Raw genomic sequence first — 13,656 nt, 5'->3', positions numbered from 1 at the left:
GTTTCGTCGGGTTTGTTGTAATACCCTTTCATTATTCCGTTTCCTGTTGCCTGAATTTCGCCTTGCTCACCAATACGGATTTCTACACCCGGCAAAGGTTTTCCACAACTTCCATGCTCAAAATTCGTAAACGGAAAAGCTGTTAAAGTCGCCGTAGTTTCCGTAAGACCGTAACCGACCGTAAGATGAATGTTCACCGATTCGAAAAACTGGGTAACTTCCGGCGACAAAGAAGCGCCTCCGCAAGGCATAAACCAAAGTCTGCCGCCCATTTTTTCTTTAATCTTATTGTAAACCAGCAATTCGGCAAAACTCTCTTTTATTTTTAATCCGAAAGGAATTTCTTTTTCCGTTCTTTTTAATTCTGCTGTTTGTTTGCCAACTTCTAAAGCCCAGTTAAAAATTTTCTTTTTTAATGACGAGCCTTCTTCTGCTTTTTCTAAAACTCCCGCATAAACCTTCTGGAAAAATCTCGGAACCGCACACATCATTGTCGGTTTTACTTCTTCCAGAGCTTTGGCAATATTTTTCGGGTCTTCTAAAAAATAAACCCTTGCTCCGCCATACAGGCAAAGCAAACTCCAGCTTCTTTCGAAAACATGGGTTAAAGGTAAAAATGCCAATGAAACTTCTTCTTCAAAGTTTTTAAATTTAAAAAATTCAAAATGGGCATCGAATGCCTTAATAAAATTTCCGTGCGTTAACATGACTCCCTTCGGTGTTCCTGTCGTTCCGGAAGTATAAATTATTGTGGCTAAATCATCATTATTTTTAGAAACAATTTCAAGCTCAGAAGAAGCTTTGGYAATAAAATCTTCAAGGTAAAAGCTGCTGAATTCTTTCTTGATCCAGACTGCTTTTTTAGAAATGATGATTGTTTTAAGCTGATTATCGTTATCTTCTTTTTTTAAAATTTCAAGACAGCCGTCATATTGTTTCTGGTCTCCTACCAAAACAATTTTTGCACCCGAATCTTTCAGTATAAATTCTGCCTGTTCTGCATTGTTGGTAGAATAAATGGGAACTGTAATGGCGCCAATCGACATGGCTGCCAAATCAAAAATCATCCATTCTGCAGAATTATCGGCATAAATTGCTACTTTATCATCTTCCTCAATCCCTGAATCTTTCAGCGCATTGGCGGTTTTAAAAATAATTTCGCTAAATTTTTTCCAGCTCAGTTCTTTCCAGCCTTCCTTCTTTTTGAAACCGACTGCCGATTTTAAAGGGTGCTTTTCTATATTTTTTATAATAATTGCCTCTGCAAGATTCATTACAATTGTTGGTAGTTTTTAGTTGACGGTTTATGGTTTTATCTCGAATGTTTTTAAAAGTAAATAATTTATAATTAAATACTGCTTATATTAAAGCTTTTTGTCGTTAATATAATTATTGAGATGAAAATCGATGCTTTCCTGTAACGGAATAAATTTAAAATTTAATTTATCTTTAATCTTTTGATTAGAAATGATATTGAGGGACGACACTGCATCAATATTAGATTTTGTAGCCATTTTCAGCTGAGGAAAGATCCATCCGAAAAACCAGTTGGCAACTCTGCCAATCTGCAGAGTACTTTTTGAAAGAATTCTGGCATCTTTCAAACCTAATTTTGTTCTGATCTGCTTCCCGAGATCGGCATATTTTTTACTTTCCGAAATAACGATAAAGCGTTCTCCGAAAACATTATTTTCCATTAATTGTATTGAAATTTCGGCTACATCTCTCACGTCAACATAGCTTGTTCCGCCAGAGAAAGTAAAACTGTTGTTTTCAAATGTCGGGAAAATATCTCCGCTGCTTTTCCCCCAGTTTCCTGTTCCGATAATCATTCCGGGATTGATGATGATCGTATTTAAACCTTCTGCAGAAGCTCTCCAAATCTCCATTTCGGAAAGGTGTTTTGAAATGGCATAAGCAGAATGCTCTTCTTTAGGATTAAAGTCTGAATCTTCGTCTAGCTCACCTTTTTCATTCAACAGATCCAGCGTGGCAATCGAACTTACATGAAGAAATTTTTCTACCGTAGAGTTTTCGCAGGCGAAAAGAAGATTTTCGGTTGCTTTGACATTGGTGTGATATATTTCCTTTTCATCCTTCGGGTGAAAACCTACTTTTGCAGCACAATGATAAACTTCTGTAACCTGTTTTAAGGCAGATTCAACAGCATTAACATCATCAAAATCGACATCAACCCATTCAATTTGATTGGAAAAATGATCCGGATTTTCGGTATAAAACCGATAAGAATGTTTTACTTCATCGATATTGCTTGAAGGCCTTTTTGCAGCACGCACTTTTTTACCTTTTTTCAAAAGTTCCAAAACAATGACCCTGCCTAAAATTCCTGTTGCTCCTGTTACAAAAACCATGAATTTAATTCTAATTGATGACCTGCTAAACCTGTCTGTTTTATTTTTATAAGAATTGATTTTAGTTGAAATTTCAACTAAAAAACAATTTCTGCAAATTTGCAACTTTTTCAGTCAAAACTCATCAGGTTTTCATAATTATTCAGTTTATCTTAAAGCAATAAAAAAGGAAACTTTGATACAAAGCTTCCTTTCTGATATAAATATGTTAAATATGAATTTTTAATCGAAACTCATCAAAATTATAAAATATTAACAATTATATAAAATTTAAACAACGAATAAATTTACATAAAATAAATATCCTTATCAAATTGACAAATCTAAGATACAACAAAATAATTCACAATAACTAAAAATAAAACAATTGGGAAAATTTTAACAATACTTAAATTATCAGCACCTGATTTATATATTTAAAAAATCTTTCACAACAATTGCAAAATCTGCCGGATTATCTGCCTGAACCCAATGTGCAGCATTTTTAATTTTTACAAATTTTGCTTTTGGAAACTGTTGCCTGATGGAAAACTCGTCTTGTGGCAAAATATAATTTGATTTTTCACCGGCAATGAATAAAGTTTCGCCCTGAAAAACACCATATTTGATTGCATTGGAAACAAATTGATTATACTTTTCAGAAAGCGTTTTCAAATTAAACCTCCAATTAAGCTTTTTGCTGTCACCAGATTCTTCCCAATACAAATTTTTAGCTAAAAACTGAATGGTCGATTTTTCCGGGATATACTGCGTTAAAACTTTTTCAACATCGCTTCTGGAAGCAACCGTGTTGAAATCTACCGTTTCCAGAGCCTTTATAATTCCCTGATGATGCGGCGGATAAGCTTTTGGAGAAATATCAACAACAATTAATTTTTCTACTTTTTCAGGATAATTGATTGCAAATTGCATCACCGCTTTTCCACCTAAAGAATGCCCCAAAACATGAGCTTTTTCAATTCCATAATGATTCATATAATTGGCAATATCATCTGCCAAATCATCATGCGACATCTCTTCAGAATGAAAGCTTCGGCCATGATTTCTTAAATCGATCAAATGAACCGGCAAAAATTCACCCAGTTCTTTTCCGAAACTTCCCCAGTTATCAAGCATTCCAAATAAACCGTGAAATACCAAAAGCGGTGTTGACGATAAGTTTTCGCCAAATATTTTTGAATGTAAAATTTCCATAAGTTTTTTTAGATTTCAGATGTCAGATTTTAGATTTCAGATCACAAATTGACCATATTATTTTAGTCTGACATCTGAAATCTTATCTAACATCTATACATTTACCATTTTGCCAGTCTCTTCAAATATGCCTGAATTGTGTTTTCCATTCCCATATACAAAGCTTCAGAAACCAAAGCGTGACCAATAGAAACTTCTAAAAGATTCGGAATATGATCTGCAAAATATTTCAAATTTTCTAAGCTTAAATCGTGACCTGCATTAATTCCCAAACCACATTCAGCAGCTTTTACAGCTGTTTCGTAATAAGGTTTGATGGCTTCTTCTTTATTAACCGTATAGTTTTTTGCGTAAGCTTCTGTGTACAGTTCAATTCTGTCGGCTCCCGTTTTTGCGGCATATTCTACCAATTCAGGATTTGGATCGAGAAAAATAGAAGTACGGATTCCCGCATTTTTAAATTCGGCGATAATTTCTTTTAAAAAATCGAAATGTTTTTTGGTATCCCAACCTGCATTTGACGTTATCGCATCATCTGCATCGGGAACCAGAGTTACCTGTTCCGGTTTTACCTGCAAAACCATGTCTATAAACTCACGGTGAGGATTTCCTTCAATATTATACTCCGTAGTTACCAAAGGTTTCAGATCATAGACATCTTTTCTGGTGATGTGTCTTTCATCAGGTCTCGGATGAATGGTAATTCCGTGTGCGCCAAATTCCTGAATTTTTATTGCAGCTTCTGTCACACTTGGCGTTTCGCCTCCTCTTGCATTTCTCAGCGTTGCAATTTTATTAATGTTTACACTTAGTTTTGTCATTTTCTTTATTAAGTTTGAAGCTGAAAAACAGAATTTTAAATATTTTAAATTAAATTAAAAATCGTACACCTTCATTAATTAAAGTACAAAAATAAAAAAACCACCCGAAAGTGGCTTTATAAAAGTTTTTTAACTTCCTGCGAATTGACAAAGATTAAATATTTTTATTTGGGCAATCCTATCTGCATAATCTGAAGATCAAATTCTTTTGAAGCAACCAGTAAATGATCAAAAATATCTGCCTGGATTTCTTCAAAACGCTGCCAATTTGAATCGTTGGTGAAGCAATAAACCTCCATTGGCAAACCTTGTGTTGTAATTTCTAACTGGCGAACCATAATCGGGCTTTCCTTATCGATTTCAGGATCATTTTCGAGATATTTTTGTGCATAATACCTGAAAACTCCTACATTGGTAAGCTGTCTTCCGTTGATGACTTTATCCCGATGCTCTATGGATTGTTTTTCCTGATTTATTTCTGAAGTTTTATCGTTCAGATAATCTGAAATAAGATTAATTTCTTTTAAGCGCTCAATTTCTTCACTATTCAGAAACTTAAACGAATTGATATTAAAAAAAATAGATTTTTTTATTCTTCGGGTATTTGATTCAGACATTACCTGAAGGTTTTTAATCTCGGTAGTCAGCAAATCATACGTTGGAATTGAGGAAATTGTTTTATCGAAATTGGCAATTTTAGTGGTCAGCAAACTGATATCCAAAATATTTCCTTCAATATTGTATTTAGGGATTCCGATCCAGTCGCCTACTTTTAAACTTTTAGATGTTGCTACATGAATTCCGGTTACAAATCCCAAAATCGTATCTCTGAAAACCAAAACCAAAACCGCCGTAATCGCTCCTAAACTTCCGACAATTGTAGTTCCTTTAATCCCGAAAATCACACAGATACTTACTACGGTAAAAATAAATATACCCAAAATTTTCACCGTTTCAGAAATAGCATTGATTGCCATCACTTTATAATAATCCTGCTTTATCGTAAAATAATATCTAAAACCCGTTAAAGAGCGGTAAAGCATGCCTGCAAGAATAAGAACCATCCCCAAATTAACCGAACGATGAATAAAAACCGTGGTCTTTACCAGAGCTCCTACAAAAATAGATTCGTGCATTGAAGCGATAAAAGTTAATGCTATAAAATGTGCAACCGAGTTGGTAATTCTTGACTGATATACCGATTTTAAAACAGGAAATTTATTTTCGTTATGAAAAAGTCGAAATATATAATTGATAATCAGTTTAAAAATAAAATCAAACAGCAAAAAAATAGCAATCAATAATGCAAGCTTCACGATGATATGAAAAATCCAATCCGTTCCCGACGGAGAGATTTTGCTCACATAGATGTAAAGCTGCTCACTTGTTTCCTGAAAAAAACTTTTGGTATCTTTTATTTCGTCTTTCATATAATAACAAATTTAATAAAATTAAGATGCATCACAACCCTAATTAAATAAAGACTTTTAATAACATTCATTAAATATAAATAACAATTACATAAAAATAATTTAATAATTAAATCATATTAACAATAAAATTACTAATTTAGTATTCTAAACCAAAAAACTATATCTTATGAAAAATTTCAACTTATTATTGATTTTCATTGTATTATTATCATTTGGATCATGCCAATCAGATTCTGAAAACCCCGCCGAAGTTACGGTTGACAACACCATACAAACCGGAAAACTTACAGGAAAAGTGATGTCCCAAAATGGTACCAAACCTATCGGTGGAGCATCTGTTTTTACGTTTGACGAAAAATATAAAATTTATCACACCACTTCAGATTCAGATGGCAATTTTGCTTTAGAAGCTCCCGTTGGAAATCACACCATTCATATCCAGACTGGTGATGGTAGTAACTTCCGTACCGAAATTGCAGCTACCGTAAAAAACAATGAAACCGTCAATCTTAACACCAACCAGACAAAACTAAATCAGGTTGCAAAAATAGCTTATGTAAAAGGAAATTATGATAAAATAGAAGACATCATCCAGACTTTGGGCTACACCGCCACAGAAATTACCAATGCTGATCTTGCCAACATCAATACGATTTCCCAATATGATATTATTTTTCTGAATTGCGGCTCAAGAAACTACAGTTTAAACCAATCACTTTATCCTGCAATTGATGCCAATTTAGCAATTTTTGTAGCAAACGGAGGAAGTATTTACGCTTCAGACTGGGATGTTGCCTACTTAGTGGGAGGAACTGATAATACCAATAACTGCTCGCTTGCAGGAGGATTTGTACCCGACACAAAATTATGTTCAAAAAATACAGGAACTTCGGGAATTGTTCCGGCAACGGTGAATAACGCAGGATTATCAACCGCTTTAGGTTTTAATACTTTAAATATTGATTTCGATCTGGGTTTATGGCAAAAAATCGTGAACTACGACCCGACTTATTGGGAAGTTTTGGTGAAAGAAACTTCATCAAATAATGCTTTAATGATCAGAACCAATCATTTTACCGCAACCGGAATCCCGGCAACACCAATTGGAAATGCTCCGAATTCTACATTCACAACGGTTTGTATTACACTTCCGGGAAATATCCAGATCAGTATTTCCGTCCCTACGATTACGGTTCCTTATCTGGTTGCTTTAGGCGCAACAGTAGGACCTTGCTCCGGATCTACAAACAGCGGATATATTTATTACACAAGCTTCCACAATCACGCTACAGGAAACATTGGAAATGCAGGTGTAATTTTGCAATATGTCATTTTAAATCTTTAAAAAATCGGCTTAAAAATTGATACATAAAAGTGGCTGCAAAGTCACTTTTTTTATTAGAACAAATATGGATCATTCAATTATTTCCTTTTTAAGTATTGTATTGCTTATTTTAGGAATCTTAGGAACTTTTTTACCGGTTTTACCGGGGCTTGTTTTAAGTCTCGCCGGATTACTGATTTATAAATACGGTACAGATTCTGATCTYTCAGTGCTGTATATCTGGACTTTCGTGATTTTAACGCTTGCTTCGGCAGTTTTAAATTATATAATTCCAGCAAAAACCAACAGAAAATACGGCGGAACACGTTGGGGAAGCATCGGTTCGGTCATTGGAACAATTGTGGGAATTTTCATCCCTATCCCGCTCGGATTTTTGGTAGGAATGTTTGCCGGAGTTTTTATTGGTGAACTTTTGCACGACAGTAAAGACATGAACAAAGCCTTAAGATCTACAAAAGGCGCTTTTATCGGTTTTATTTACGGAACAGGATTTAGTTTAGTTGTAGGAATCGCAATGCTTTTAGTTGTAATTTTAGACATTGTTAACGTAATATAATTTATAAAATGTATAAAAATATAATCATTGGTTTAAGTTTTATAAGCCTCATCAACTGCAATGCGCAAAAAGATACAAAACAACAAACTAAAACCAGTCAAAACACTACTTTGAACGACATTCCGCTTAAGAAATCTGACAAAATTATTTATTTCAGTGAAGGTGAAAATAAATTTTTGCAGGAATTTCAAATGAATGTCACTTTTAAAGGTATTGCAGAAGACAGCCGCTGTCCTCAAGGCACACAATGTGTTTGGGCAGGAGTTGCCGTTGCCAATGTTGAGTTGATGAGCACCACAAGCAGACCAATGGTTTTACAATTTTCAACCGCAGAAGTGAAAGGTAAAAATTATCACAAAACGCAATCTTTTAACGGATATACAATTTCACTGGTAGAACTTACACCGCAAACGACTTCTCAGGAAAGTGCAAAATCATTTTCGGGAAAATATAAAATAGGAATTGAAATTACGAAAGAAGATCAACAAAGTTCATCTACCACGAGATAAGTTTTTTACCTTTTGAAGCCAGATATTCGTTAATCTTCGAAAAAGGCTTACTTCCGTAGAAACCTCTGTGAACGGAAAAAGGTGAAGGATGCGCAGATTTTAAAATAAAATGTTTAGCCGGATTGATCAGTTCGGCTTTTTTCTGTGCAAAAGCTCCCCACAAAACGAAAACCACATTTTCTTTTTTATCTGAAATTTCTTTAATGATAAAATCGGTAAATTTTTCCCAACCCAAGTCTTTGTGGGAATTCGGAGAGTGCGCACGAACGGTTAATGTTGCATTTAATAATAAGACGCCTTGTTTTGCCCAGTCGTCCAATTCTTTTGAAGTTCGGTCTACACCAACATCATTTTTCAATTCTGTGAAAATATTTTTAAGCGAAGGCGGCGCTGTAACCTGCTCTGAAACAGAAAAGCACAAACCATTTGCCTGAAAATCGTTATGATAAGGATCTTGCCCTATAATTACCACTTCCACATTTTCAAAAGCAGTTAATTCTAATGCTCTGAAAATCTGATTTTTCGGTGGAAAGACCTTTGTAGTTGCATATTCCTGCTTTACTTTCTCCCAAAGATGGGTAAAGTATTCGGTGTTTTTTATTGGGGCTAAAATTTCTGTCCAGGTCATAAGTCAATTTGAAAATGTGAGAATTGTTTTAATTTGAAAATTCAATTTTTACGCCAGACTTTCATTGACTTTTTCGAATTTTCTATTTCTGAATAAAGCAAAGCGTAATGAGAATCTATTAGCAAAATTAATGATTAGAATTGAGATTCTTCCTTCCTCAGAATGACAAAATCATATATTTTTTCTTAAACTAAAAACCAAATTATCAGGAAAACCTTCATCAGTTCTGCCCTCTTCCAAAGCAAAATGATGTTTTAAAAGAAGTGATTTTGAACTTTCATTCAATTGATGCGTAAAAGCTAAAATTTCATTTAAATACAATTCATTAAAACCGAAATTCAAAACTGCCTGTAAAGTTTCAGACATGATTCCTTTGCTGTGATAATCTGGCAATAATTCGTAACCAACTTCGGCAGTTTTACGGTCTTCCGAAAAATTCCAAAGACAAATTGTTCCGATCAGGTTTGATTGATTTTTAAGTGAAATTCCCCAGAAAATTGTTTCTTTATTTTCAACCCGTTGTTTAATCGTTAAAATAAAACCCAATGCATCATAATTGGTTTGCGGCGGAATTCTTTTTAAAAATTTATTGATCTCTTCATTACTTCTAATTTTCAGAATATCTTCAGCATGATTTTCGTTAATCGGTTTTAAAACTAATCGTTCAGTTTCCAGTTTCATATTTCAAAAGTAATAAAACCTTGTTGAAAATTAATTTAATATTAAAATTGAACCATTAAGATTTATTAAGAAGTTAAGTTTTATTAAGGAAAATCAAATAGATTTTTTTTAGAAGCAAACTTAAAACAGCGAAGCTTAACTTAATACTCTTAACACCTTAATAGAATCTTAATGGTTCAAAATAAAATACATTTTCAAATTATCAAATTAATTCATTATCAAATTAATTATCTTTGCAATGTGTATATAAATAAAGAAGATTTAGACGAATTAGAGTTTCCGCAACTGCTTGCGGAAATTGCTCCTTTTGCATATTCTCCGAAAACGAGAAATAAAATCCTTGAACTTCGTCCGATGAACATTGACGAAGCTGAAGTTTCATTAAAAAAAACTTCCGAATATTTATCGAGTTTTGAAAGTTCGAATGTGATTCCATTTGATGAGTATGAAGATATTGAAAATGAGCTGAAATTGATGCTGATCGAGAATTACCGATTGGAAAATGCAGCTTTTATCAAAATAAAAACACTTACGGAACAGATCGGGAAACTGCAAAAGTTTTTTCCAACCATGACCGAAACTTTCCCAAATTTGATTCAGGATGTTTCTGCACTGGAATTTAAAAAGGAAATCATTGATAAAGTTGACAAAGTTTTCAACCGTTTTGGGGAGGTAAAAAGTGAAGCTTCCCCGATTTTAAAAGAATTGAGAACTGAAATTCAGCATGCTAAAAAAGCAATTACCGAAAATTTCAACAGGGCATTATTCAATTATGGGCAAAGTGAATTTCTGGATGAAATTCGTGAAACGATTATTGATGACCAAAGAGTTTTGGCGGTAAAATCTGCCTACAAAAAAAGAGTGGCAGGAAGAGTTTTAAGACTTTCAAAAACAGGTTCTATCACTTACATGCAGCCTGATTCTGTGGTAAAACATCATTTTAAGCTTAAAGAAAGCCAGGAAGAAGAGAAAAAAGAAATCGACAAAATCCTGAGAAAATTAACTGCGGAACTGGCAGAATTCCAACCTCAGCTTTGGAGGTATCAAATGTATATTTTTGATCTTGATTTAACCAGAGCCAAAGCAAAATTTGCGGAGTTAATTAACGGTGTTTTACCAAAAATCAACCGCCATAAAACCTTAAGATTAAAAGACGCTTTCCATCCTTTATTATTTTTAAGAAATAAAGCAGAAAACAAAACCATTTTCCCACAAACATTAGCATTAACGGAACATAACAGAATTATCTGTATTTCCGGACCGAATGCAGGTGGAAAATCGATTACTCTAAAAACGGTCGGATTGCTGCAACTGATGATTCAGAGCGGAATTTTAGTTCCGACACATCCGAAATCCGAAATGTTTTTCTTTGACAAGATAATGACTGACATTGGTGATAATCAATCTATTGAAAATCATCTTTCAACGTATTCGTCAAGGCTGAAAAAAATGGGTGGAATTATTCGTGAAGCAGACGGAGAAACGCTTTTGCTGATCGATGAATTCGGAACCGGTTCTGATCCCGAATTGGGTGGAGCATTGGCGGAAAGCTTTTTAGAGTTTTTCTACGACAAAAAAAGTTTTGCGATCATTACAACGCATTATACCAACATCAAACTGGTTGTAGAACAGCTTCCGAATGCTCAAAATGCGGCAATGCTTTTCAACGAAGAAACTTTGGAGCCGATGTACAAACTCGAAGTAGGACAAGCTGGAAGTTCATTTACCTTTGAGGTTGCCGAAAAGAATAAAATCCCGAGATTCATCATTCATTCTGCCAAGAAAAAAGTGGAGCATGATATTGTGAATTTAGATAAAACGATTGTGAAACTTCAACAGGAAAAATACGAAGTTGAAAAGCTGAAGTCTGATCTTGCCGAAAGGAAAGAATCTGTGGAAGACAAGCGAGACAACCTGCAGAAACTGAATGAGCAGCTTCAGCAAAAGCTATTTAACTTCCAGAAACTGTATGAAGATGAGCATCGTAAACTGCAGTTCGGAACGAAGATAGAATCTTTCATCGACAGCTATGTAAAAGGAAAATCGAGGAAAGATGTGGTAAAAGATTTTGTGAAAATCCTGGAGCAGGAAAAATTCAGAAAAATTGGTGCAGATAAAGATGAATCTAAGCGACTTCAGATCGTGAAAAGAAAAATTACGCAGCAACTGAAGAAGGAAGAAGTCATCGAAAAGATTACCGAAACCAACGAAAAAATCGAGGAAAAACGTAAAACCGACAGAGCGGTCTGGATGAAAATCGGGCAACGTGTAAGAATTACGGGAAGCACAAGTGTGGGAACGATCGAAAAAATCTCAAGAAATAAAGTAACGGTAAACTACGGAACTTTTAAGACGACGATTGATGCCGATGAGCTAGAAAGAATTTAATACAATGATAACAGCAAAAACTCATATTACGTTTAAGGATTTTCTAAATTTTAATATTAAAAATTCATTGCCGAGAATTATAATTTTCTCTTTCATCATCCTGTTGTTTTTGGGTTTAAATTTTTACAATACTGAAAACAATGCGCAGAATATCTTAAAATCTGCATCGATCTGGTTTGCTGCAGCATTTGTTTTTATTATTATTCGTTCTTATTTCCGGCTGAAAAATGCTTTTTATTCCAACAAAAAGATTCAGGAAGAGATCATTTATACTTTTACTGATGAAAAAGTTCAGACCAAAGGTGAAACTTTCGAAGGAGATTTTAGCTGGAACACGGTGCATAAAATTATCGAAAAAAAAGACTGGCTTCTGATCTATCAAAGCAAAACGACGATGAATATGGTTCCGAAAAAACATTTTACAAAAAATGAAATTTCAGAATTAAGGAAAATCATCGTAAACAATAAAGTCAGCGCAAAGCTTAGAAATGATTAAATCAATTAAAAAAAATAGAGTGTTATATATGAAACACTCTATTTTTTTTTATTTCTTAATAAATTTAAATTTGGAATTTTCATTTAGTCGAATGAAATATATTCCTTTTATTAAACCACTAATATTAACAGTTTTATTTTTAGTTTTTCCTTTTTGCAATTTTTGTCCTGCAGAATTGTAGATTTCAAAATCAATATCACATGAAATTCCTGAAATATTCAAAACATCTGAAGCTGGATTTGGATAAATACCGATTTTTTTATTTTTAATCGTTTCGTTTACCGCAAGATTAGCCTCTGTTGATAAATACACATCATAATCTTCGACCTCACCATATGCAAAATTACCGCAGCCGTTTGTAACTGCCGTATTTGAAAAAACCACTCTCATCGTAACTGCACAATCGATACTTCCACCAACCGAAGCTAAAGAAGGCACGCTAAACGTATTTGTACTGATATTAGCCGAGCTTGATGTATGATTCATAATTATTTCGCTTGTTTCAAAAGTTCCGTTTGCATTAAAATCAATCCAGGCTGTTACAAAAGCCGCATTTGAATTTATTGCACCTATTTTGGTAGCAGAAATCGTATTGTTTGCAGAATCCCAAGTTAAATAAACTTTACGAGTTGCATCAGGACGGTAATCGGTGTATAAAGATGCAGCAGAATTGCTTACCATTTGCGACAAACCAGTTGAGGAAGGAGTAACGGTAACATTCGAAAGATGCATAAGCCCGGAATTTGCTGACTCTGATGTACAATAATTGAGTTTTGTATTGAAAACCAATATTGCAGACCATGCTCCTGGAACGTTATTGCAGATTTTGGCAACCCGGACTTCATAAGCAGTACAAGGCAATAAGCCATTTAGATTGTAAACGTTTTGATTAGACGGAACTAATGGAGAAGTCCAAGGATAATTTCCGACCGGCCGGAATTCAATAATATAATCTGAAGTATTCGGATCATTTGCCCAACTTACCGTTGCTGCTGTATGAGAAATATTGGTTACTGCAACATTCGCCGGAGCCAACAGATCGCAGAAATAATCTAATTTTGATTTTTCAGAAAAGTTTTTTCCTTGAGATAAATTAAAAGTTGAAAAAATGAAGAATAAGTAAAATAGATTTCTGATCATGTAATTAGTTTTTCTTTAATATTTTTTAAAAATAATAAAAATATTCTTCATCGGGTGATTAAACTTTATTCTTATTTTTGACCAATGCTGTTA

General features: G+C 34.0%; 13 protein-coding genes. 5 read left to right on the top strand and 8 right to left on the bottom strand.

The genetic code is table 11. The features are described 5' to 3' along the window. The 5 genes from AB4Y90_RS08090 to AB4Y90_RS08070 form a co-directional block, all read right to left on the bottom strand. The coding region (locus tag AB4Y90_RS08090; protein ID WP_441556900.1) for an AMP-dependent synthetase/ligase at nucleotides 1-1,274 on the bottom strand (1,274 nt) is incomplete at its 3' end. A gap of 90 nt (nucleotides 1,275-1,364) precedes the next feature. Further along, entirely contained in the window at nucleotides 1,365-2,372 is a 1,008-nt protein-coding gene (locus tag AB4Y90_RS08085; RefSeq protein WP_441556899.1) for an NAD-dependent epimerase/dehydratase family protein, read from the bottom strand. 408 nt (nucleotides 2,373-2,780) lie between these two features. Then, complete coding sequence (locus AB4Y90_RS08080) at nucleotides 2,781-3,566, bottom strand: alpha/beta fold hydrolase (protein WP_441556898.1); 786 nt, start codon at nucleotides 3,564-3,566, stop codon at nucleotides 2,781-2,783. Between the two features lie 101 nt (nucleotides 3,567-3,667). Next, entirely contained in the window at nucleotides 3,668-4,387 is a 720-nt protein-coding gene (locus tag AB4Y90_RS08075; protein WP_441556897.1) for a pyridoxine 5'-phosphate synthase, read from the bottom strand. 164 nt (nucleotides 4,388-4,551) lie between these two features. Beyond that, complete coding sequence (locus tag AB4Y90_RS08070; RefSeq protein WP_441556896.1) at nucleotides 4,552-5,817, bottom strand: mechanosensitive ion channel family protein; 1,266 nt, start codon at nucleotides 5,815-5,817, stop codon at nucleotides 4,552-4,554. Nucleotides 5,818-5,986: 169 nt separating this feature from the next. Between AB4Y90_RS08070 and AB4Y90_RS08065 the strand changes: the two genes are divergently transcribed. The 3 genes from AB4Y90_RS08065 to AB4Y90_RS08055 all read left to right on the top strand — a co-directional run bounded on the left by AB4Y90_RS08065 (nucleotide 5,987) and on the right by AB4Y90_RS08055 (nucleotide 8,230). Further along, a complete protein-coding gene (locus tag AB4Y90_RS08065) occupies nucleotides 5,987-7,165 on the top strand; it encodes a carboxypeptidase-like regulatory domain-containing protein (RefSeq protein WP_441556895.1) in 1,179 nt (392 codons plus the stop codon). A 64-nt stretch (nucleotides 7,166-7,229) separates the two neighbouring features. Beyond that, entirely contained in the window at nucleotides 7,230-7,721 is a 492-nt protein-coding gene (locus tag AB4Y90_RS08060) for a DUF456 domain-containing protein (RefSeq protein WP_441556894.1), read from the top strand. An 8-nt stretch (nucleotides 7,722-7,729) separates the two neighbouring features. Continuing rightward, nucleotides 7,730-8,230: a hypothetical protein gene (locus tag AB4Y90_RS08055; protein WP_441556893.1), complete on the top strand. Its 501-nt coding sequence runs from the start codon at nucleotides 7,730-7,732 to the stop codon at nucleotides 8,228-8,230. Here the strand turns inward: AB4Y90_RS08055 and AB4Y90_RS08050 are convergent. Continuing rightward, nucleotides 8,217-8,858, bottom strand: a complete 642-nt coding sequence (locus AB4Y90_RS08050; RefSeq protein ID WP_441556892.1) for a uracil-DNA glycosylase — start codon at nucleotides 8,856-8,858, stop codon at nucleotides 8,217-8,219. The genes AB4Y90_RS08055 and AB4Y90_RS08050 overlap by 14 nt on opposite strands. A gap of 171 nt (nucleotides 8,859-9,029) precedes the next feature. Next, complete coding sequence (locus AB4Y90_RS08045; protein ID WP_441556891.1) at nucleotides 9,030-9,539, bottom strand: GNAT family N-acetyltransferase; 510 nt, start codon at nucleotides 9,537-9,539, stop codon at nucleotides 9,030-9,032. A gap of 240 nt (nucleotides 9,540-9,779) precedes the next feature. On the opposite strand from AB4Y90_RS08045, the gene AB4Y90_RS08040 reads away from it, so the two are divergent. Beyond that, entirely contained in the window at nucleotides 9,780-11,927 is a 2,148-nt protein-coding gene (locus tag AB4Y90_RS08040) for an endonuclease MutS2 (RefSeq protein ID WP_441556890.1), read from the top strand. Between the two features lie 4 nt (nucleotides 11,928-11,931). Beyond that, nucleotides 11,932-12,423: a YcxB family protein gene (locus tag AB4Y90_RS08035; RefSeq protein WP_441556889.1), complete on the top strand. Its 492-nt coding sequence runs from the start codon at nucleotides 11,932-11,934 to the stop codon at nucleotides 12,421-12,423. 48 nt (nucleotides 12,424-12,471) lie between these two features. On the opposite strand, the gene AB4Y90_RS08030 is transcribed toward AB4Y90_RS08035, so the two are convergent. Continuing rightward, nucleotides 12,472-13,563 carry a GEVED domain-containing protein gene (locus tag AB4Y90_RS08030; RefSeq protein ID WP_441556888.1) on the bottom strand — a complete coding sequence of 364 codons (1,092 nt, stop codon included), beginning with the start codon at nucleotides 13,561-13,563 and terminating at the stop codon, nucleotides 12,472-12,474. Nucleotides 13,564-13,656 lie beyond the last annotated feature (93 nt).

Origin of the sequence: Chryseobacterium sp. 2TAF14, from assembly GCF_052115105.1 — a bacterium.
Lineage (GTDB): Bacteria > Bacteroidota > Bacteroidia > Flavobacteriales > Weeksellaceae > Chryseobacterium.
The sequence above is the reverse complement of the archived record's forward strand: the minus strand, read 5'-3'. Positions and strand labels throughout refer to the sequence as shown.

Excerpts from the sequence above, each read along its gene's own strand:
- AB4Y90_RS08085 (WP_441556899.1), bottom strand. The coding sequence starts at position 2,372 with ATGGTTTTTGTAACAGGAGCAACAGGAATTTTAGGCAGGGTCATTGTT.
- AB4Y90_RS08080 (WP_441556898.1), bottom strand. The coding sequence starts at position 3,566 with ATGGAAATTTTACATTCAAAAATATTTGGCGAAAACTTATCGTCAACA.
- AB4Y90_RS08075 (WP_441556897.1), bottom strand. The coding sequence starts at position 4,387 with ATGACAAAACTAAGTGTAAACATTAATAAAATTGCAACGCTGAGAAAT.
- AB4Y90_RS08070 (WP_441556896.1), bottom strand. The coding sequence starts at position 5,817 with ATGAAAGACGAAATAAAAGATACCAAAAGTTTTTTTCAGGAAACAAGT.
- AB4Y90_RS08065 (WP_441556895.1), top strand. The coding sequence starts at position 5,987 with ATGAAAAATTTCAACTTATTATTGATTTTCATTGTATTATTATCATTT.
- AB4Y90_RS08055 (WP_441556893.1), top strand. The coding sequence starts at position 7,730 with ATGTATAAAAATATAATCATTGGTTTAAGTTTTATAAGCCTCATCAAC.
- AB4Y90_RS08050 (WP_441556892.1), bottom strand. The coding sequence starts at position 8,858 with ATGACCTGGACAGAAATTTTAGCCCCAATAAAAAACACCGAATACTTT.
- AB4Y90_RS08045 (WP_441556891.1), bottom strand. The coding sequence starts at position 9,539 with ATGAAACTGGAAACTGAACGATTAGTTTTAAAACCGATTAACGAAAAT.
- AB4Y90_RS08035 (WP_441556889.1), top strand. The coding sequence starts at position 11,932 with ATGATAACAGCAAAAACTCATATTACGTTTAAGGATTTTCTAAATTTT.
- AB4Y90_RS08030 (WP_441556888.1), bottom strand. The coding sequence starts at position 13,563 with ATGATCAGAAATCTATTTTACTTATTCTTCATTTTTTCAACTTTTAAT.